The following is a 20,075-nucleotide window of genomic DNA, read 5'->3' on the forward strand; positions in this document are numbered from 1 at the left end:
GAAGGTGGTGGAGGCCGATGCCTTTGAATGGGCGACCTAGGGATACTTTAGAACCGCGGATTGGCATCGAATAGCCCATCCGGCCTTGAAGGACTACAAAGCTGGAGTTGATAATCAGCATCTACAGGAATCCCTTCATGCCCATCAATGAGCTGCGCTCCATCGCGACATTCGTCAAAACCGCCGAGTTGGGCAGCCTGAGGCAGGCTGCCGTATCACAAGGCATGACGCCGCAGGCGGCCAGCCAGGCCCTGGCCCAACTGGAGCGACACCTGGGGGTGCGCTTGTTTCATCGCACCACGCGCAGCATGTCCCTCACGGACGAGGGGCGGCAATTTCTCGAGGCCGCACAACCTCCCTTGATCGGCATGCAACGCGCACTCGAGATGGCGCGCCAGGCCACAGATGGAATCGCGGGACCCTTGCGCATCGTCGGCCCGAGCTCAGTCTTTGCCCCGGTTCTCTGGCCACTGCTGGACGAGTTCTGCCGCCGCTACCCTGAAGTGCAGCCCGACGTCCAATTGGACGACCGCATCGGCAATTGGGTCGAAGACCGGGTCGATGTCGGATTCAGGGTCGGGCCCTCCCCGGCAGAGGGCGTTATCGCGCGCAGGCTCTTCCCGCTTCAGCTCATCATCTGCGCCGCGCCCGACTACCTGATCCGCCATGGCGTACCTGACAGCCTGGGCAGCCTCGCGACGCATCGCTGCAGCGCATTCAGGCACCCGGGCACGGGGCGCGTCCTGCCTTGGTTTGTAAAGACCAACGACGGCTTGAGCGACCACCACGTGGTACCCGCGTTGACGGTAAATGATGAAGCACTTGAGACCGAAGCGGTGCTGGCCGGTCACGTGATCGGGTTGTTGACTGGCGTCGCAGCCGCCCCTCACATCCGGACGGGACGGCTGGTGCCGCTGCTCATCAAGCACATAGCAGACAAGTCCAGCGTGTTCGTCTATTACGGCAGCCGATCGGCTCAGCCGGCACGCGTGCGGGCCTTCATCGATGTGGCGGTTGAGTTGCTCGTGGACAACCCCGCATTCGTCCTGACGGCGAAGGAACTGATCTCAGCGGAAGCCAAGGGCCGCAAAGCGGCCCGTGCCTGAGCGCGAGCCCGGTGATCTCCGGTGCCACAGCTACAGCGCGGTCGACCAGCCACCACCCAGCGCGTGCGCCAGTTGTGCAGACGCTCGGCGCTGCCTCGTTTCCAGTTCGAGAGAACTGCGCCGCGCCTGGAGAAGGGTCGTCTGCGCGGTGACCACTTCGAGATAGCTCACCGCACCCTCCTGATAGCGGTGGGTCGCCAGTTCCACCGCGCGCCGGGATGCGGCGACCGCCTGATCCTCGGCCACGGCGGCTTCGCTGTACTCGGCCAGCAACCCGAGCTGATCCTCCACCTGTTGAAACGCACCCAATACGACCATCCGGTATCGCTGCCCGGCCTCATCGAGGACGGCTTCGGCGCGCGCCAATTCCGACTTGCGGCGACCGCCATCGAATACGGCCGCGGTCAAGCTCGTGCCGATCGCCCAGAACACGTTCGGCGATTCGATGAAGCGGCTCAGTGCACTGCTCTGAAACCCGCCGGCGGAGCCGAGTGTCAGCGAAGGATAGAACGCCGCATGAGCCACCCCCACGCTGGCGTTGGCCGCCGAAACCCGCCGCTGGGCCGCTGCAATGTCCGGACGACGCTGGAGCAATTCAGACGGTAGGCCCGTTGGCATTGTCGGCAGTGGAATCTTGTCGAGCACGGGCTCCAGCGAGAACGTCGATGCGCTGGCCCCGACGAGGGCGGCAACGGCATGCTCGAGCACTGCGCGCTGCGCCTGCACCTGGTGCGCCTGAGACCGCGTGCTGTCCAGCAGCGCTATGGAACGGGCGACGTCCAACCCCGAAGCGATGCCGTCGCGATGCCGGCTGTTCGTCAGGTCGGCCGCGCGCGCAAAGTTCGCCGTCGTCTCGCGCAGCAACGCCTGCTCGCGATCAAGTCCCCGAAGCGCGAAGAACGTGTCTGCTAGCTGCGTCTGCAACGCGAGCCGCGCAGCGGCAAGGTCGGCGGCAGCGGCCTGCTCCTCTGCGACTCCTGCCTCCACTTGCTGTCGCACCCGGCTCCACAGATCCACTTCGTAGTCGAGGGCGAAGGCCAGCGTCGCGCCGTTGTAGTAGTCAGGCGAGGTCGCTCCGAGTACACGCAGCGGCCTTCGCTCGGACTGCCGGTTGCGCTCCGCAGCCACGCCCAAACCCAATGAAGGCGACTGCGCGGCCCTCAGAACGCCGGTCGCTGCGCGTGCCTGTTGATAGCGTGCCAGCGCGCTGGCGAGGTTCGGGCTGTTGTCGAGCAGTTGCTGCTGCAGACGATCGAGGCCAGGGTCTTGGTAGACAGTCCACCAACTCTCGCTCAGCGGACTGGTCGCAGATGAACCGCCGGCTAGCCATGGGCCCCGAGCTTCCTTGAAAGCTTCTGCAACAGGCACTTCGGGCATTGACGACGGCACGATCTGGGCGCAGCCGACGCATGCGAACACTGCGGCCGCCAGCAAGCTGCACCTCATGGCGTGACGCCTCCTTGCAGGCCGGCAATGCGTACCTTGTCGCCGTTCGCAAGGCCGTCGGGCGGGCTCTCGACCAACCGGTCACTGCGCTCGATGCCACCTGCCAGCTCGACCACGCTCCCCAGGTCCCGGGCTACGTCCACCTTCTTGATTCGCACCAGCCCCTCGCTGTCGACAGTGGCCACGCGCACTCCCTCCTTGCCGAACATCAATGCACTCGGCGGCACGCCCATGCCGCCAGCGCCTACCGGCACATCGAAGCGAACCGTCGCGAACCCGCCGGGCAACAGCTCGCCTGCCTTGTTGTCGACTGCCAACTGCACCAGCATCGTGCCGGAGCCTGACTGAATGGAGCGCGCCGTGGACTCCACCGTGGCGTCGAACCACCGGCTCGGACGCTCGGGGCTGACCAGCCGCGCCCTGGTGCCCCGCCCAATGGACGCGACTTGTCGCTGGGGCACGTTCACGTAGACCCGCAAACGACGCACATCCGACACGACGAACAACTCGCTGCCGGGCGCGCCTCCGGCGCCAATCAGTGCTCCGACATCGGTATTGCGCGCGGTGACGACTCCGTCGAACGGCGCCACCAAGCGGGCGTATTTCTTCAATGCCTGAACGCGCTCGACGTTGGCCTGCAATCCGTTGACAACCGACTGCTTGGCGCTGAGGTCGCCCGCTTTTTCGTCCGCCTCCTGACGCGAGACGGAATCCGTAGCAAGGAGCGATTGCCAGCGCCGCGCCGTACTCTCGGCGAGCGCGGCGTTGCTACGCGCGGTGGCCAGCTCGGCCCTGGCCTGCGACAGTTGCTCATCGAGCTCCGGCGTATCGATCTCTCCCAGCAATTGGCCTGCCTTGACCGCACCGCCGATCTCTGCCGTCCAGCGACGAAGGTAGCCGCTGACCCGCGCGTGGATTGGTGCTTGTGACCAGGCCTCCAGTCGCCCCGGAAGCTCCAGCACGCTGCCATCCATGACCGAGGGTGAGATCAGCTTCACGGTGGAGACCGCCTGTGCAGCCACCACCTGTTGCAGCTGCTCCGCCTGGGAGCGCCGGCTTAACAGACCTGCCACCAGCACGGCAGCGGCGAGTGTGAGGGCGGTTGCGGCCACGGCAGCGCGCCGCCATGAGAAAGAGTCGGTATCAGTACGCATGTGAGGATTCGACAGGAGAAGAAGGGGCTGACGGCAACTCGCTGCGGCGAGCATCACGCGCATGCACGAGGCTGAAAACCACGGGAACGAAGATTAATGTCGCGATCGTTGCGCTGACCAGCCCGCCGATCACGGCACGGCCGAGCGGCGCGTTCTGCTCGCCACCCTCGCCCAGGCCCAGCGCCATAGGCAGCATACCGATGACCATCGCTAGTGCCGTCATCACGACCGGCCTGAAGCGCACCACGCCTGCTTCGAGCGCCGCTTCGGTGGCATCGCCGAGCTCCGCGAGACGCTCGCGCGCAAAACTGATCACTAGCACGCTGTTGGCGGTCGCGACGCCCATGCACATGATGGCGCCGGTGAGGGCCGGCACTGACAGCGTGGTGCCGGTGGCGAACAGCATCCACACGATGCCAGCCAAGGCCGCCGGTAGCGCCGACACGATCACCGCCGGGTCGCGCCAGGACTGGAAGTTCACGACGATGAGGAGGTAGATCAACGCTACCGCACCGAGCAGTCCGAAGAACAGGCTAGTGAAGGCGCTGTCCATCGTGCGCACCTGACCGAGCAAATGAACGCTGGAGCCCTTGGGCAAGTCTGCAGCGGCGTCCGCGATGACGCGTCGAATGTCGGCTGCCACTGCACCGAGGTCGCGATCCTGTGTGGCGGCATGGATCTGAACCATCGGCTGCACGTCGTACTGGCTGACCATCGCGCTGCCCGCGCTGCGCTCCAGCCGCGCGAGGCTGCCCAGCGTCGTGGTTCCAGCGGTGGCCCCGTTGCCCACCGGCAGGTTCTCCAGTGCGGCGAGCGAATCGAGTTCGTGTTGCGGGGTCTGCATGACGATCGGATAGCTCACGCCATTGGCCGGGTTCAGCCAATAGGTCGGTGCCACCTGGCTGCTGCCTGCAAGGTTCACGACCAGGCTGCTGGTCACGTCCCGCGTGGTGAGCCCCAACTGCTGCGCCTGCGTCCGGTCGATGTCGACATTGAACACCGGCGCCTTGTTGGACTGCTGGATACGCACATCGACCACGCCGGGGATGGCGCGAATGCGCTTCTGCAACTGTTGGGCGTAAGCGAAGTTCGCCTCGACATTGCTGCCGCGGATCTGCAGGTCGATCGGCGCTGGTGCGCCGAAGTTCAGGATCTGGCTGACGATGTCGGCCGGCGGAAACCAGAAGCTGGTGTCCGGAAACTCGTGTGGAAGCGTGGCGCGCAGGCGCCGCACATAGTCGGAGGTCGGGCGATGGCCTTCGCGCAGCGCGATCTGAAAATCGCCATCGTGCGAGCCGGAAACGCCCGTGTTGTTGTAGGTGAGGTTGATGTTGCTTGGCGGCAGGCCGATGTTGTCTACGAGCGTAGTGATCTCCTCGGCCGGGATCACGCGACGGATCGCTTGCTCGATGGCCGCGAAGCGGGCGGCGGTTTCTTCAACCCGCGTCCCAACGGGCACGCGTGCATGCATCAGGATCTGGCCCGAATCCACCGATGGAAAGAAGTTGCTGCCAATGAAAGGGACAAGGCCGAAGGAAAGAAGCACCACCGCCGAAAACCAGATCAGGAACGGCCTGCGTCGCTCAAGGGCACGCACCAGAACGCCTCGGTAACTCTCCCTCACTGTTTCGAATCTGGCTTCGAAGCGACGCTGGAAGCGGACCAGCGGGTTCCGTGATTCCTGTGGTAGCGCTTCGCCCTCTTCCGCCTCGGCGTGCGCGGCATGCCGGCGTAGAAGGTATTTCGCCATCGTCGGCACCAGCGTTCGAGACAGGATGAACGAGCAGACCATCGCGAAGATCACCGCCGCCGCCATCGGCACGAAAAGGAAGCGCGAGACTCCTTCGAGAAAGAACATCGGCACCAGCACGATGCAGATGCACAGCAACGAAACGAATGCGGGCCCCACGATCTGCTGCGCCCCATCCAGGATGGCCGCCTCGACTTCCTTGCCCTGTTCCAGGTGCCAGTTGATGTTCTCGATCGTCACGGTGGCGTCGTCAACCAGGATGCCGACCGCCAGAGCAAGGCCGCCGAGCGTCATCAGGTTGAGCGTTTGCCCCGTGAGGGCCAGCGCGACAATTGCGCCGAGGATGGACAACGGGATCGAGACCGCGATGATCACCGTCGGACGCCAACTGCCGAGAAATAGCAGGATCATCAAGCTGGTCAGCACGGCCGCGATCGCGCCTTCCAGCGCGACCCCCTTGATGGCTGCTCGAACGAACAGCGATTGGTCGTTGATGGGGAGGACCTTCAACGCCTCAGGCAGGGACGACCGCAAGCCGTCCAGCTTTTGGCGAATGCCGTCGACGATGGCAAGCGTGGATGTCGAGCCGTTCTTCAAGACCGACATGAGGACGGAGCGGCCACCGTCAACATGGACGATGTTGGTCTGCGGCGCACTGCCGTCGCGCACCTGGGCCACATCGTCCAGATGCACCGTGCTGCCGGCGATCACCTTCACCGGGATGCGGCCCAGGGCGGCGATCGCCGAGGGTGCGCTGTTGAGCTGGAGTGTGTATTCCAGGCTTCCGATCTTTTGCGTTCCGATGGGAGTCAACACGTTCTGCGCGGCAAGTGCCACGGCGACATCCTGAGCTGAAAGGCCGCGCGCCTGGAGCGCTTCAGGATCCAGATCGATCTGCACCTGCCGTTGCTTGCCGCCGTACGGCAGCGGAATGGCCGCGCCAGGCACGGTCACGAGAGGTGTTCGCACGGTGTTCATGCCGAGATCGAACAGCGTCTGCTCCGACAAGCCTTGCCCCGACAGCGCCAACTGAAGAATGGGGACTGTGGCGGCGTTGTAGTTGAGGATCACCGGAGGTGTGATGCCGGCCGGCATCTGCCGCAGCGCGACCTGTGAAGCCGCCGTCACCTGTGCATTGGCCACCGCCACGTCGACCCCGGGCTGGAAGAAGATCTTGACGACGCTGACCCCTTGATACGTGCCGGCCTCGATGTGCTCGATGTCATTGACGGCCGTCGTCAAGATGCGCTGGAACACCGTCGAGATGCGTCCCGCCATCTGGTCCGGCGGCAGTCCGGTGTATTGCCATGCCACCGCGATGACGGGCATGCGGATTTCCGGAAAGATGTCTGTGGGCGTGCGTCGCGCGACCAGCGGGCCCACGATCATCAGCACGAGCGCCATCACGACGAAGGTGTATGGCCGTCGCAGCGCGACGCGAACGACTCCAATCAGCATGCAGGGGCCTCGGCGAAGTTGGCCATGAGGGAAGTCGATCGAGTGGTCACGTCTGAGGAGCTGGTTTTCAAGGCCCTGCGCGCCTTGAAATGGGCGACGGACCGAGGTTGCGGATGTGCCAAGCACGGTGTGGCAGAACTTTAGAGTCGGGCCATCGATGCGACTAGACCGCTTCGCCTTGATTGACTAGCAACCAGCACTTGTGATTCCGGCCGACGCCTAGGCGCGCTTTTGCCGCAGGTCAGTTCCTGTAGCGCAGTGCATCCACCACCAGTGCGAGGACCCGCGAGGACTGCCTGCGGCTCGGGTAATAGATGTGGAATCCGGGGAAGCTTGGGCACCAGTCCTCCAGGACCGACACAAGCTCTCCGCGGTCGATGTACGGTCGGGCCAAGTCGGCCGAGAAGTACGCCAGGCCGACGCCAGCCCGCGTCGCATTCACGATCTGCGCGATGGTGTTGAACGTCCATTGACCGTCGACCTTCGCATTGACCTTCTCGCCCTTCTTCTCGAACTCCCAGGCGTAGTAGCCGCCATGGGTGGGCAGCCGCAGGTTGATGCAATTGTGGCCCGTCAGATCGTGCGGAGTCTTTGGCCGGGGCATGCGCTGAAGATAGTCCGGCGCAGCCAGCACGGCCATCTTCATGTCCGGGGCGATGCGGACCGCGATCATGTCCTTGGCCACCTGGTCGCCGAGCCGAACGCCCATGTCGAAGCGTTGGGCCACGATGTCGGTCATCGAGTAGTCGACGACGATCTCCACCTTGAGGTCCGGGTAGGCAGGGACCAGCTTGCCCAGCTTGGGGATAAGAATGGTGTCCACCGCATGGTCTGAGGTGGTGATGCGGATGGTGCCGGCCGGCTTGTCGCGAAGCTCTGCCAATGCGCCGAGTTCCAGTTCGATCTCATCCAGGCGAGGCGCCATCGCGTTGAGCACCCTGTCGCCAGCTTCCGTTGGGGAGACGCTGCGTGTTGTGCGCGTCAACAACCTGTAACCCAACCTGGCCTCCAGGTTACGCATCGAATGGCTGAGCGCCGACTGGGAGATCCCTAGACGAGCCGCCGCGCGGGTAAAGCTGCCCTCGCGGGCGACCAGCACGAAAGCATACAGATCGCCGAGATTTTCGCGAACACTCATGAATTTTCCTCATCCGGGTTAGCTAAGTCTGCCACTTCTCAACGAAGTCGCGAATCCCTAAAGTCGACTCCTTCATGCGGCAAGGATTTATTTCCGCTGCCGCCTCAACCTGAATGGAGTCAAAAATGCAGACGCGCAAGCTTGGAAATCTGGACGTTTCGGCCGTAGGTCTCGGATGCATGGGCTTGAGCTTCGGCCTCGGCCCAGCCACGGACCGCAAAGAAGCCATCGGGGTCATTCGCTCCGCGGTGGAGCGCGGCGTGACGCTCTACGACACTGCCGAGGGCTATGGCCCGTTCGTCAACGAAGAACTCGTGGGCGAAGCGCTGGAACCGGTTCGCGACCAAGTGCTTATCTGCACCAAATTCGGCTTCAAGATCAACGAGAAGAAGGAAACCGTCGGCCTCGACAGCCGACCGGAACATATTCGCGACGTGGTCGAGGCGTCCCTGAAGCGCCTGCGGACCGACCGTATCGACCTGCTCTACCAGCACCGCGTCGATCCGGCAGTCCCGATGGAAGACGTGGCGGGTGCGGTCAAGGATCTCATCGCAGAGGGCAAGGTCAAGCATTTCGGCCTGTCCGAAGCCAGCGCGCAGAACATCCGCAGGGCACACGCTGTGCAACCGGTGACGGCCATCCAGGATCATTATTCGCTGTGGATGCGGGAGCCTGAGACGACCAAATTCGCGTTGTGCGAAGAGCTCGGAATCGGTCTGGTCGCCTGGGGCCCGCTGGGTCAGGGTTTCCTGACTGGCGCCATCACCCGGGAGATGAAGTTCGACGACCCGAACGATCTGCGCCGCGACTTCCCGCGCTTCACGCCCGAAGCGCTGGAGGCGAACTTCAAGGTGGTCGACTTCCTTAAGGCGTTGGGGGCTCGCAAGGGAATCACCCCCGCCCAGATCGCGCTGGCCTGGCTGCTCGCGCAAAAGCCCTGGATCGTTCCGATTCCAGGTGGCACCAAGATCGCCCACCTGGAAGACAACGGCGCAGCTGCGGATGTGACGCTGACGCGCGACGACCTTGACGAGATCGACAAGGCCTTCGCGACGATCGACATCAAGGGGGCGCCCTTGTCCGAAGGCCTCGACGCGGCCATTGATCGCTGAGAGTTCACCCAACCAAGCCATCAATCGGAGTCCACGCTTGACCCATGTCCTTATCCTTGGCGCGAACGGTCAGATCGCCCGCGTCGCCACGCAGCTGTTTCTGCAGCACACGGATGTGGCTTTGACGCTCTACCTGCGCAGCGCGAGCCGACTGAAGCGCTCCGGTCCCGCGGATCGCGTGCGAGTCCTGGAAGGCGATGTGCTTGATGCCAGTTCGCTGGCAGATGCGATGGTGGGCCAGGATGTGGTCTATGCCAACCTGGCCGGCGCGCTGGAGCAGCAGGCGCAAGCGATCGTGAAGGCGATGAAGACGGCGCACCTGCGCCGGTTGATTTTCATCAGCTCGATGGGCATCTACGACGAGGTCCCTGGTGAACGTCAAGGCGCGATTCTCGATCCGTATCGCAAGGCAGCAGCCGTGATCGAGGCTTCCGACCTCGATTACACGATCATCCGGCCTGCATGGCTGAGCGACAAGGACGAAGTCGCCTACGGCACCACAAAGAAAGGCGAGTCGTTCAAATCGGCTGGCGACACCGTATCGCGCAAGAGCGTTGCGGATCTGGTGGTGAAACTGGCCACGGCCCCTGCGCCCGGCGTAGCACTTCGCTGCAGCCTCGGCGTTCACAAGGCGAGCTGAATGGACGACACCCGCCGCAGCCTGTTGCTCGTGATCGCTCTCGTGAGCTACGCGATGATCGTGACCGACAACTCGATCGTCATCACCGGGTTGCCCAGGATTCGCGAGGGCCTGGGCTTCACCGAGGCCGGCCTTTCTTGGGTGCAGAACGCTTACACGCTGGCATTCGGTGGCCTGATGATGCTCGGGGCTCGCGCTGGCGATCTGCTGGGCCGGCGTCGCATGCTGCTCGCCGGGCTCGCGATCTTCACTGCAGCGTCACTGGCCATCGGCTTGGCCGCCTCCCCCGCGTGGCTGGTGGCAGCTCGCGCCGTGCAAGGCGTGGGGTCGGCGATCCTGGCGCCGGTGACGCTGGCCTTGCTTTCGACCACTTTTGCGGAAGGCCCGGAGCGCAGTCGTGCCCTGAGTTGGTACGGCGCGGTTGGGGGCATCACCGCCAGCATCGGTCTGGTCGTGGGGGGCATCGCTGCCGATCTGCTGTCGTGGCGCGCAGGCTTCTTCATCAACGTACCGATCGGCTTGCTGCTCATCGTTGCAGCGCGTCGCTACGTGCCGGAGACGGCCAAGCGCACCGGGCGCTTCGACCTGGCGGGCGCCGTTCTGTCCACGCTGGGCATGGTCTCGCTGGTCTACGGTCTGGTCCATGCGGCCGAGGAAAGCTGGTTTCATCTGGGCACGGCTGTGCCGCTCGCGACGGGTGTGGCCCTGCTGTCGCTTTTCATCTGGAACGAGGCACGCGCGGCACAGCCGATCTTGCCACTGCGCCTTTTCGCCAGTCGCGAGCGGTCGGGCGCATACGCCTCACGTGTACTGTTCGTGGGCGGCGTCATGGGGTTCTTTTTCTACACCACTCAGTACTTGCAGGGTGTACTGGGCATGCGGCCGCTGTGGGCCGGTATGGCATTCCTCCCGTCCATGCTCGCCAACTTCATGGCGGCCATGTTCGTGCCACGCCTGGTACAGCGTTTAGGCAATGCCGGCACGCTCGCTGGCGGGCTGGTGATGTCGATGGTGGGCATGGCCTGGCTAGGCCAGATTGAAGTCGGCACGCCGCTCATCACGGGGGTGATGCTGCCCATGGTTCTGATCGGCGCAGGCATGGGTTGCTCCATGAGCCCCTTGACGATTGCTGGTGTATCGGGTGTCGCGGCAGAAGACGCGGGCTCTGCCTCCGGACTGGTCGGCGTGGCCCACCAACTCGGCGGATCGGTGGGTTTGGCGCTGTTGGTAGTGGTCTTCGCGATGAGTGCTGCCACGGGCAGTGACACGCAAAGTGAACTCACGCACCGCATCGGCACGGTGATGGCGGGCGGTGCCGTGATGTCGGCGCTCGCATTGGCGGTCGTTCTGACTTGCCTCGTCAGACGGCGCACGGCCGAGAGCCGACTTCCCCTGTGAATCATCCATGAGCAAAACATCTTCGAACGATCAAACCCGCCGCGCACTCATGACGTCGCTGGCCGCCCTCTCCCTCGGTGGCGCCGCGCACGCTGCCGGCAATTCATCAGAAACCAAACCCGCCCAGGGGGGATCCTCGATCCTGGTCGCGTACTTCTCTCGCACGGGCAACACCCGCGTCGTGGCCGGCTTGATCCGCCGCGCCACCGGTTCCGACATTTTCGAGATCCAGCCCGCCGTCGCCTATCCCGAGGACTACCTGGCAACGGTCGAGCAAGCGCGAGTAGAGCGCAACAACGGCACTCGTCCTGCCCTGGCCGCCACGATCCCGGGCATCGCTAGGTACCAGACGGTTTATCTAGGATTCCCTATCTGGGGCGAAACCGCGCCTCCCGTCATTCGCGCCTTCCTGGGATCGCATGACATGTCGGGCATGACGATCATCCCCTTCATCACTCACGGTGGCTACGGCCTAGGGAACAGCGAGACTGTCCTCGCCCGGCATGCGCCACAGGCACGTCTGGCGCGTGCCTTCTTGATGCAGGGCGATCAGGAGCGCCAGACCATGGATCGCGTCAATGGATGGTTGAACGAGGCGCGCGTCGCTCGCTGAACCTTCCCTACAAGGAACTCCCAAAATGCAACACGTTACATTGAACAACGGCATCCAGATGCCCATCGCTGGCTTCGGCGTCTTCCAGATCGCCGACCCCAAGGAATGCGAACGAAGCGTGGCCGATGCGGTCGAATGCGGCTACCGGCTGATCGACACCGCAGCTTCGTACATGAACGAGGAAGCCGTGGGTCACGGCCTGCGCAGCAGCGGCGTGACGCGCGAAGACCTGTTCGTCACCAGCAAGCTTTGGGTCCAGGACACCGGCTTCGAGCGTACGAAGGCGGCGATCGACAAATCGCTGCAGCGGCTGAAGCTCGACTATCTGGACCTCTACCTGATCCACCAGCCGTATGGCGATGTTCATGGTTCATGGCGCGCCATGGAGGAAGCCCACCGCGCGGGCAAGCTCAGGGCCATCGGCCTGAGCAATTTCCAGCCTGATCGGTTGATGGACATGATGGCCTTCAACGAGGTGGTGCCGGCGGTCAACCAGATTGAAGTGAATCCCTTTCACCAGCAGGCCGAAAGTTTGAGGTTCATGCAGGACAACGGCGTGCAGGCCGAAGCCTGGGCGCCGTTCGCCGAGGGGCGCAACAACCTTTTTCAGAACCCGGTCCTGCTGACCATGGGCGAGAAGTACGGCAAGTCCGTGGGACAGTTGGTGTTGCGCTGGCTGGTGCAAAGGGGCATCGTGGCCCTTGCCAAATCGGTGCGCAAGGAGCGGATGGCCGAGAACCTGAGCATCTTCGACTTCGAGCTAGACGACGCGGACATCGCGCGGTTCTCGACGCTCGAAACCGGGCAGAGCAGCTTCTTCTCGCACCGGGACCCAGCCATGGTCAAGTCGTTGAGCGGACGTCGGCTCGACATCTGACCGATGGCACGCCAGAAGCAAGTCACCCCGTTGACAAAACAACATGGGGCAGGAATCGGCGCGCTGAGCACCAGCCTGCCGCCGGTCAGCCGTCCGATCGCTGCCGAATTGAGAAACTGAGCATGAAAATCACAAGAATCCTGCTTGCCATGGCTGTGGTCAGCGTGCTTGCCGCCTGTGCAACCCGGCCTAGTGGCGAACGTGGTTTCGCCGGCCCCTTGTCGATTCAGGCACAAGGCAGTTTCGCCGCCGGTGGAAAGGTGGTGTCAGCGCCGGGCACCTTCAACCCGCGCAAGCCACTTGAACCGGCTGGGCAGACCTACCACGGTGATCATGCCTACGCCTTCTACCAAATTCCAGTCGACGCCCGAAAGCTCCCTATCGTTATGTGGCATGGCGCGGGTCAGTTCTCGAAGACGTGGGAAACCACAGCCGATGGCCGCGAAGGCTTTCAGAACATCTTCTTGCGCCGACAGTTCGGTGTGTATCTGGTCGATCAACCACGACGCGGTGGTGCAGGACGTAGCATGATCGAAGCGACGCTCAAACCGGTGCCGGACGAACAGCTCTGGTTCAACCAGTTCCGAATCGGTCTATGGCCGAACTACTTCGAAGGCGTGCAGGTGCCTCGCGATGAGCAGACCCGAGACCAGTTCTTCCGCGCCATGACGCCGAACACTGGACCGTTCGACATGGGCGTGGTCTCCGATGGAGTGTCGGCAGTGTTCAACAAGATCGGCCCCGGCATCCTGTTCACCCATTCGCAAGGGGGAGGCCCGGGCTGGCTGACCGCGATCAAAAACAGCAAGGTCAGAGCGATCGTGGCCTTCGAGCCGGGCAGCAGCTTCGTCTTCCCGGAAGGCGAAGTGCCGCGCCCGATTCCGAGCGCGTTCGACACTGTTCAGGGTGCGGCAGTGTCGATGGAACAGTTCTTGGCCCTCACGAAGATCCCGATCCTCATTCTCTACGGCGACAACATTCCGGCGCAAGCGATCGACCTGCCGGCCCAGGACAGTTGGCGCGCACGCCTCGAGATGGCCCGGTTGTGGCGCGACGCGGTCAACAAGCATGGTGGGGACGTGAAGCTAATCCATTTGCCAGAAATAGGCATCAAGGGCAACACGCACTTCCCGATGTCGGACTTGAACAATATTCAGGTCGCCGACTTGGTCTCGAGCTTTCTCACCGACACGGGCCTGGATTGACTGACGGCAACAGGAACGAATACAACGAAAGGCCCATGCGTAGTCGCGCAGTGCCATTCACTAAATTCCGCCCAAGCACACATACTTGATCGATTTGTGGTCGTCGAAGCCGTGCTTTGAACCTTCCGACCAAAGCCGGACTGCTTTCCTCCGCCAAACGGTGCGACCTCGGTGGAGATTAGCCCGTGTTGGCGCCAAAGGGGAGGAAGAGATTCCTGGGCCGCTCAGCGCTAGCAGCCAACGTCGCAACCATCACCTGCGCGAGAAGGCCGGCCCTGGGGATGCCCTTGTCGATCAGCGGGGCGTGTACCGGCGCTTAGATCAGCGTCTGGCCCTCCGCGCAGGCCGACTTCGCCCGAACATCTTGCTCGACAGTGAACAGACGGTGCCGTGCGATCGCACGAACAAACCACCGATATGGCGCCCGCTGTCTCCTGGTCTGCCAGGGCAACCTCTGGCAGCAGCGGGTCGAGTTCCTTACGCGTCATCGTCATCTGAGTGCCATCGGACGACATGCATCGAGATCTCGGGCCTGCGATGGGACGTCCTGCGCTCTCATGGCTATCAAGTGGAGGGACTTTTGCGCGCGTCGTCCATGTCCTGAGCCATGTGCTCGAGGTCTGCGCAGCCGTCGACCGCTTCAATCGCCGTCAAAATGGCTTTGAGGCAGTGCTTTGCACGGGCAGCCGCTGGCTCTTGGCTTACAGTGCAGAATACACCGCCGCCCCCAATCTAGTCCGCGGGGGCCTGCAGTGCGGCGTTCCGCACGAAGGCATAGCCTTCCATCAGGCGGCGTGCAGTGCGCGAGAACAGGACCTCGTTGACCTTCCAGGCGCCGTCGACCTGAACAACATCGCTGCGCGCGGTGATTACGCCGCTGGGATGACCGATGCGGATGGCTTCGCCGGCTTCGATCGGAGCCATGCACTGATGAACGATGCTGCCTTCGATGCGGGCCGCCACCGAGGTACAGATAGTGCCGCCGCCCGGATAGGCCTTGTGCGTGAGCCGGTTGCGGCCAATCATCTTGCCCAGCATATGCACATCCCTGGCCTGGATCGTACGGGTGCCGGCGTAGTCCAGGTAAGACTGGGCAGGGCCTACCATGATCTGAAAGGGCGTCATCAGACCATCAACGGGCAAGTTGCAAAGGCCGACCGCCCCTTGGCGCAGTTCCTCAGCAATCTCAAACGCCTGGTCGGGCAGTTCATCGAGGGCTTCGATGCCGCTCAGGCCGATGTCAGCAGCGCGGAAGAATACGCAGATCGTTCCGATGTCGACAATCGATACTGGGATCGACTTGCCCAATGCGGTCACATAAAGATGGTTGACCGCCTCGCCAGTGGGCAGCAGTTTGCCGGTCGCGCCGCCGCTGGAGTCTGAGTAGTCCAATGCCACCTCGGCTCCCGATCCCGGTGCACCGTCAATTGCCGAGTCGCCTTCCACGCGCGGCATGCCGTCATGCGTTTGTACCTTCACGCGCAGCACTTTGTTGGTGTTCGTGTTGTGAATGCGAACTGTGGTCAGCGGGTCGGTAGCGCGAACATACCCCTCCTCAATCGCAAAGACGGCAGCGGCAGAGGAGATGTTGCCGCAGACGATCTCATAGCTAACCGTCGGCTCTTCAATACCGATTTGGGCAAAGGTGTAATCGATATCAGCGTCGGGCCGGGTCGAAGGTCCGATGATGGCGCACTTGCTGGTCAGCAGATCAGCGCCGCCGAGGCCATCGATCTGACGCCTGTCGGGGCTGCCGAACAATGTCAGCAGCAGTCGATTTCTGGTCGCCAGATCTGCGGGAATCTGCGTCTCATTGAGGAAGAGGGCTTTGCTGGTGCCACCGCGCATAATGGTGGTCTTCACTCGGGTTTGCTCGTTCATAGTGATCTCTCGTTGCGTATAGAAAAAGATGACTGGCGTTCAGCTAACTTTCTCCAAGGAAATTCCGAAGGCTCGGAGCACCTCCTCGGTATGTTCGCCAATGCCCGGTGCGCAATGGTCTTTGCGGTCGCTGTTCTCGGTGTGCGGGTTGATCGGGAAACCCGGCATGCGCAAGGTTCCTTCCGGAGTCTCCACGTTGATGAAGGACCGATTGCTCTCGACCTGCGGATGGACCATCAGATCCAAATAGGTTGAAACCTTCGCGCACAGGATGTCGTGCGCCTGAAGTAGCGCCAGCCAATGTTCAGTACTCTGCGCTTCAAAGGCCGGACCCAGTTCCGCGCGCATGGCTGCGCGATGTCGCGTGCGCGCGGCCGAGTCAATAAATCGAGGGTCTTGAGCCAAGTGCTCGCACCCCAAAAGTTCACACAGGCGCGGCCATCGGTCGCCCATGTAGGCTGCCACCATCACCCAGCCATCGGTGGTGCGAAACGCTTCGTTGGGCGCCGAGTACGGCGCGGCGCTGCCGAGGCGCTCGGGCAGCACTCCGTCGCGCAGATAGCTGGCGAGCGATGGCAGCTGCAGCGAGATGGCCGAGCTCAGTAGGCTCACATCCAGCAGCCCGCCTGGACCATCAGCGCCGCGCTGCAGCAACTTGGCCACGATGCCCATGCAGGCGAGATTGCCAGTCATTACATCAACCACCGGCGTTTGCACCTTACACGGTTCGGCGTCGGGCAAGCCGACGATGCTCATCAGCCCGCTGTCGGCCTGTAGTATGCCGTCCACCCCAGCGCGCTGGGCATACGGGCCTGTCTGTCCATAGGCTGAGATTGCGCAGTAGATCAGGCGCGAGTTCAGCGCGCGCACCGTCTCATAGCCAAGACCCAACCGTTCCATAACACCCGGCCGGAAGCTCTCGACGACGACGTCTACCTGCCCTGCCATGGCCAGGATGGCCTGCACCGATTCGGGCTTCTTGAGGTCCAAGCACACGCCCTTCTTGTTGCGGTTAAAGGCGTGGAAGAGCGCGCTGTCTCGCCCCACCCACGCTGGCCCCAACGAGCGGCCTAGGTCGCCCTGTGGCGATTCAACTTTGATCACTTCGGCACCCATGTCAGCCAGCAGCATGGTGCAGATCGGACCGGCCGCGATCTGGCTGAAATCGAGCACGCGAATGCCCCGCAATGCTTCTCTCAGCATGGAGTGTCTCCTCTTTGCATGGTCATGTAATTAGGTTCAGGGCTCAACGCCCTGTAAAGTTTGGAGCCCGCTTCTGGGCAAAGGCAGCGCGCCCCTCCACACGGTCCTGCGTATCTCGAAGCGCGCCCCAATGGAGCTCGGTCAAGTCCTGGGCCTCGGTCTCTGACAGATGCACCGTGGCGTGTGCCAGGCGCTTCACGGCTTGCACAGCCAAGGGGCCGTTGGCGGCAATGCGTTCGGCAATCGCAAATGCGCGGTCCATCAGGTCACGCGCCTCCAGCACTTCAGACACCAGGCCCATGGCCTGCGCCTGCGCGGCGGCGACACGATCACCGGTCAGCGCCATCTGCATGGCGTGGCTAGAGCCGACCGCGCGCATCAAACGCGTGACCCCCAGTACACCTGGTATCGACCCCACGCAGACTTCCGGCAACCCGAAGCTGGCATTGCGCGATGCGATTCGTATGTCACACTGCAGCGCCAGTTCCAGCCCACCGCCCAGGCAGTAGCCCTCAATGGCGGCTACCACCGGCTTTGTAAGGCGCAGGTCGTTCAGATCCATCAGACGCACGTACAGGCCGTTTCTGTCGCTGGCGTCTTTGGACCCGAACATGCCTTGGGCATAGCTGGCGCCGGCGGGCGCGCCCTTGAGGTCCGCTCCGGTGCAAAAAGCGCGCTCACCCGCGCCGGCTAACACGACGCAGCGCACTGCAACGTTGTCCTGGCACCTCAGCAGGTGCGCGCGCAACTCGCTCAGGCTGTCGACGTCAAGGGCATTCATCGCCAATGGGCGGTTAAGCGTCAGCAAGGCTACAGGGCCTCGAATGTCAAAAGCGACAGGCATTGGTGGCTCTTCAGACGCTGGGAGATGAAAGGCTTCGACCACCGCAGACGTAAAGGGTCTGCCCGGTGACATAGCTCGCGGCCGGATCGAGGAAGAACTTGATCGCGCCGGCGATGTCCTCGGGCGTGCCGATGCGGCGCGCCGGCACCGACTCCTGCAGGCGCGACTGCACTTCTGGCGGAAAGTTTCGGAACAGCGGCGTGTCCACGATGCCGGGCGCGACCGCATTGACCGTGATGCCCTTGCTGGCGAACTCGATCGCCAGGCTGCGCGTGAGGCTCACCACGCCGCCCTTGGCGGCCGAGTAGTTGGCCTGCCCGAAGCCGCCCAGCCAGGCACGCGACGAGATATTGACGATTCGCCCGAAGCCGCGCTCGACCATACCGGGCAGCGCCGCCTTGCAGCACAGGAACTGGGACTTGAGGTTGGTGGCTATCACCAGGTCCCAGTCCTGTTCGGTCATCTTGAGGAAGCGCATGTCGCGAACCGCGCCGGCATTGTTGACCAGGAAGTTGACTTGGCCGAAGTCGCGCCTAGTCCCCGCGAAGGCCTCCTCGACCGCGGGGCCGAAGGTGAGGTCCACTGTCTCGGTGTGGACGGCGGCGCCGGCCTCCCGCAATGCGTGGGCCGCGGTTGCAAGCGCGTCCGCGTCGCGGTCGAACAGGGCCACGCGCACGCCCTCCTCCACCAAGGCCTTGGCGATGCCAAAACCGATGCCGCGCGCGGCGCCCGTCACGACCGCGGTATGTCCTGAGTGTCTCGACGCCATGTCACACCCCCAGAACGTGAACGGACGACGCAGCGTGATCCACGCCGGCGATTCCGCCGCCGGTGCACTGCGTGACGCCGATGCGCGGCGCGCCAGCCTGCCGGTCGCCTGCGCGGCCTTGCAGGTGCCAGGCGACCTCGACCATCTGCGCGACGCCGGTCGCGCCGAGGGGGTGGCCCTTGGCGAGCAGGCCGCCACTCGGGTTCACCGGAACCCGGCCACCGATGCGGGTCGCTCCCGAGCGCAGCAGCGAGGTGGCCTCGCCCTTGCCGGCTAAGCCGAGTGCCTCGTAGTACAGTAGCTCGGCGATGGTGAAAGCGTCGTGGAGCTCGACCACGCCGACATCGGAAGGCGACACGCCGGCCTCTTCATAGGCCTTGCGCGCAGCGCGGGCGGTGATCTCGGCGTCGAGGATGTCCTCCTGGGGCCCTTCGAGCAGGCCAGACTGCACGACGGAGGCGAGTATCTTCACGGGCTTGTGCGAACCGGTGCCGGCATTGCGGCTCAGGACGAGCGCAGCGGCGCCGTCGACCTGGGAGGGACAGCATTGCAGCAGGGTTAGGGGCTCGGCGATCGGCCGGCTCGACAGCACCTCCTCGACCTTGACTGCAGTCCGCTGCTGCGCGTATTCGTTCAGCGTGCCGTGGAATCGATTCTTCACGGCGATCTGGGCCAGGTCCTCGCGCGTGCCGCGGCCTTCGTGCAGAAATCGCGTCGCGCGCATTGCGTACACGGCCGGCAGTACCATGCCCGCCTTGGCATACAGCTCCGTCATGTCGTCGTTGCGCTGGAGTGGAATGGTGCCGCCGCCGAGCTGAGTCAGCATTTCGACGCCGAAGACGATGACGTTGTCGTACTTCTGCGCCTCCAGGGCATGGCGGGCGAGATGCACCGCCGTGGCGCCGCTCGCGCAGGCGTTCTCGACGTTGTAGACCGGGATGCCCTTCAGCTCGAGGTCACGCAGGACGACTTGGCCCAGGATCATGCCTCCGAACACATTGGCGCAGTACACGGCCTGAATATCACCGAACTCCATCTCTGCGTCGGCGAGCGCCGAGAGGATGGCGCATTGCGCAAGTTCGGGTGCGCGCATGTCGGAATGGCGACCGAAGGGGGTCATGCCGACGCCGCGGATGAAAGTGTTGCTCGACATCGGTTGCTACCCCTTGATCAGATCGAACGCATAGCCAAACTCAGGGTCGGGGACCGCGACGCATCGCGCACCGATAGCCAGCCCCTCGCCGCTGATGCGGCCGAAGATGCGCGCCGGGCCCTCCATGTTCACGTAGCCCAGAGCGAAGGGAGGGGTGCCGAGCTTGGGGTTGGAATGGATCACGCTGTAGCTGTAGACGACGCCCTCGGAAGGCAGCGCAACGGTTTGATGCCTCGCGGCCATCGGTGACATCCCGCTGAAAGGGGGAAATCGCAGGGCACCGCTCGTGTCGGCGCGAGACGCAAGCAACCGGGGGGGAGTGTGGTTG

General features: G+C 63.5%; 17 protein-coding genes. 7 read left to right on the forward strand and 10 right to left on the reverse strand.

All coding sequences use genetic code 11. From position 1 onward, the window contains the following. Positions 1-137 precede the first annotated feature (137 nt). Entirely contained in the window at positions 138-1,106 is a 969-nt protein-coding gene (locus tag QTI45_RS29875; protein ID WP_286656890.1) for a LysR family transcriptional regulator, read from the forward strand. A 30-nt stretch (positions 1,107-1,136) separates the two neighbouring features. Here QTI45_RS29875 and QTI45_RS29880 read toward each other — a convergent pair whose 3' ends face one another. The 4 genes from QTI45_RS29880 to QTI45_RS29895 all read right to left on the reverse strand — a co-directional run bounded on the left by QTI45_RS29880 (position 1,137) and on the right by QTI45_RS29895 (position 8,052). Further along, on the reverse strand, positions 1,137-2,540 hold the full coding sequence (locus QTI45_RS29880) for an efflux transporter outer membrane subunit (protein ID WP_286656891.1): 1,404 nt from the start codon (positions 2,538-2,540) through the stop codon (positions 1,137-1,139). 8 nt (positions 2,541-2,548) lie between these two features. Next, positions 2,549-3,706 (reverse strand): efflux RND transporter periplasmic adaptor subunit, encoded by a 1,158-nt coding sequence (locus QTI45_RS29885; protein WP_286656892.1) that lies wholly within the window; start codon positions 3,704-3,706, stop codon positions 2,549-2,551. Further along, a complete protein-coding gene (locus QTI45_RS29890) occupies positions 3,696-6,911 on the reverse strand; it encodes an efflux RND transporter permease subunit (protein ID WP_286656987.1) in 3,216 nt (1,071 codons plus the stop codon). Before QTI45_RS29890 ends, QTI45_RS29885 begins: the two co-directional genes overlap by 11 nt. Positions 6,912-7,155: 244 nt before the next feature. Then, a complete protein-coding gene (locus QTI45_RS29895; protein WP_286656893.1) occupies positions 7,156-8,052 on the reverse strand; it encodes a LysR family transcriptional regulator in 897 nt (298 codons plus the stop codon). A 125-nt stretch (positions 8,053-8,177) separates the two neighbouring features. On the opposite strand from QTI45_RS29895, the gene QTI45_RS29900 reads away from it, so the two are divergent. From QTI45_RS29900 to QTI45_RS29925, 6 genes are all read left to right on the forward strand, one after another. Beyond that, the gene (locus QTI45_RS29900; RefSeq protein WP_286656894.1) at positions 8,178-9,164 is read left to right on the forward strand and encodes an aldo/keto reductase; all 987 of its coding nucleotides are present in this window, start codon (positions 8,178-8,180) and stop codon (positions 9,162-9,164) included. A gap of 37 nt (positions 9,165-9,201) precedes the next feature. Beyond that, positions 9,202-9,804, forward strand: a complete 603-nt coding sequence (locus QTI45_RS29905) for an NAD(P)H-binding protein (protein WP_286656895.1) — start codon at positions 9,202-9,204, stop codon at positions 9,802-9,804. After that, positions 9,805-11,202, forward strand: coding sequence for an MFS transporter (locus QTI45_RS29910; protein WP_286656896.1), 1,398 nt, complete (start codon positions 9,805-9,807; stop codon positions 11,200-11,202). It abuts the gene before it with no gap. A 7-nt stretch (positions 11,203-11,209) separates the two neighbouring features. Then, the gene (locus QTI45_RS29915; RefSeq protein ID WP_286656897.1) at positions 11,210-11,815 is read left to right on the forward strand and encodes a flavodoxin; all 606 of its coding nucleotides are present in this window, start codon (positions 11,210-11,212) and stop codon (positions 11,813-11,815) included. A 25-nt stretch (positions 11,816-11,840) separates the two neighbouring features. Next, positions 11,841-12,692, forward strand: coding sequence for an aldo/keto reductase (locus QTI45_RS29920; protein WP_286656898.1), 852 nt, complete (start codon positions 11,841-11,843; stop codon positions 12,690-12,692). Between the two features lie 122 nt (positions 12,693-12,814). After that, the gene (locus QTI45_RS29925) at positions 12,815-13,897 is read left to right on the forward strand and encodes an alpha/beta hydrolase (protein WP_286656899.1); all 1,083 of its coding nucleotides are present in this window, start codon (positions 12,815-12,817) and stop codon (positions 13,895-13,897) included. Between the two features lie 732 nt (positions 13,898-14,629). Here QTI45_RS29925 and QTI45_RS29930 read toward each other — a convergent pair. From QTI45_RS29930 to QTI45_RS29955, 6 genes are read right to left on the reverse strand one after another with little or no spacing between them, the layout of a single operon-like run. Next, positions 14,630-15,778, reverse strand: a complete 1,149-nt coding sequence (locus tag QTI45_RS29930; RefSeq protein WP_286656900.1) for a PrpF domain-containing protein — start codon at positions 15,776-15,778, stop codon at positions 14,630-14,632. Between the two features lie 39 nt (positions 15,779-15,817). Further along, the gene (locus QTI45_RS29935; protein ID WP_286656901.1) at positions 15,818-16,981 is read right to left on the reverse strand and encodes a CaiB/BaiF CoA transferase family protein; all 1,164 of its coding nucleotides are present in this window, start codon (positions 16,979-16,981) and stop codon (positions 15,818-15,820) included. 43 nt (positions 16,982-17,024) lie between these two features. Further along, on the reverse strand, positions 17,025-17,825 hold the full coding sequence (locus QTI45_RS29940; RefSeq protein ID WP_286656902.1) for an enoyl-CoA hydratase/isomerase family protein: 801 nt from the start codon (positions 17,823-17,825) through the stop codon (positions 17,025-17,027). Positions 17,826-17,835: 10 nt separating this feature from the next. Continuing rightward, on the reverse strand, positions 17,836-18,594 hold the full coding sequence (locus QTI45_RS29945; protein ID WP_286656903.1) for an SDR family oxidoreductase: 759 nt from the start codon (positions 18,592-18,594) through the stop codon (positions 17,836-17,838). 1 nt (position 18,595) lies between these two features. After that, positions 18,596-19,714 (reverse strand): thiolase family protein, encoded by a 1,119-nt coding sequence (locus QTI45_RS29950; RefSeq protein ID WP_286656904.1) that lies wholly within the window; start codon positions 19,712-19,714, stop codon positions 18,596-18,598. A gap of 39 nt (positions 19,715-19,753) precedes the next feature. Next, positions 19,754-19,990, reverse strand: a complete 237-nt coding sequence (locus QTI45_RS29955) for an OB-fold domain-containing protein (RefSeq protein WP_286656905.1) — start codon at positions 19,988-19,990, stop codon at positions 19,754-19,756. Positions 19,991-20,075: the final 85 nt, after the last annotated feature.

This window comes from Variovorax saccharolyticus (assembly GCF_030316765.1).
Classification (GTDB): domain Bacteria; phylum Pseudomonadota; class Gammaproteobacteria; order Burkholderiales; family Burkholderiaceae_C; genus Variovorax; species Variovorax saccharolyticus.

What these genes read in the sequence shown, in the direction of transcription:
- QTI45_RS29875 (WP_286656890.1), top strand. Translation starts at nt 138, where the DNA reads ATGCCCATCAATGAGCTGCGCTCCATCGCGACATTCGTCAAAACCGCC.
- QTI45_RS29885 (WP_286656892.1), bottom strand. Translation starts at nt 3,706, where the DNA reads ATGCGTACTGATACCGACTCTTTCTCATGGCGGCGCGCTGCCGTGGCC.
- QTI45_RS29895 (WP_286656893.1), bottom strand. Translation starts at nt 8,052, where the DNA reads ATGAGTGTTCGCGAAAATCTCGGCGATCTGTATGCTTTCGTGCTGGTC.
- QTI45_RS29900 (WP_286656894.1), top strand. Translation starts at nt 8,178, where the DNA reads ATGCAGACGCGCAAGCTTGGAAATCTGGACGTTTCGGCCGTAGGTCTC.
- QTI45_RS29910 (WP_286656896.1), top strand. Translation starts at nt 9,805, where the DNA reads ATGGACGACACCCGCCGCAGCCTGTTGCTCGTGATCGCTCTCGTGAGC.
- QTI45_RS29915 (WP_286656897.1), top strand. Translation starts at nt 11,210, where the DNA reads ATGAGCAAAACATCTTCGAACGATCAAACCCGCCGCGCACTCATGACG.
- QTI45_RS29920 (WP_286656898.1), top strand. Translation starts at nt 11,841, where the DNA reads ATGCAACACGTTACATTGAACAACGGCATCCAGATGCCCATCGCTGGC.
- QTI45_RS29925 (WP_286656899.1), top strand. Translation starts at nt 12,815, where the DNA reads ATGAAAATCACAAGAATCCTGCTTGCCATGGCTGTGGTCAGCGTGCTT.
- QTI45_RS29930 (WP_286656900.1), bottom strand. Translation starts at nt 15,778, where the DNA reads ATGAACGAGCAAACCCGAGTGAAGACCACCATTATGCGCGGTGGCACC.
- QTI45_RS29935 (WP_286656901.1), bottom strand. Translation starts at nt 16,981, where the DNA reads ATGCTGAGAGAAGCATTGCGGGGCATTCGCGTGCTCGATTTCAGCCAG.
- QTI45_RS29940 (WP_286656902.1), bottom strand. Translation starts at nt 17,825, where the DNA reads ATGCCTGTCGCTTTTGACATTCGAGGCCCTGTAGCCTTGCTGACGCTT.
- QTI45_RS29945 (WP_286656903.1), bottom strand. Translation starts at nt 18,594, where the DNA reads ATGGCGTCGAGACACTCAGGACATACCGCGGTCGTGACGGGCGCCGCG.
- QTI45_RS29950 (WP_286656904.1), bottom strand. Translation starts at nt 19,714, where the DNA reads ATGACCCCCTTCGGTCGCCATTCCGACATGCGCGCACCCGAACTTGCG.
- QTI45_RS29955 (WP_286656905.1), bottom strand. Translation starts at nt 19,990, where the DNA reads ATGGCCGCGAGGCATCAAACCGTTGCGCTGCCTTCCGAGGGCGTCGTC.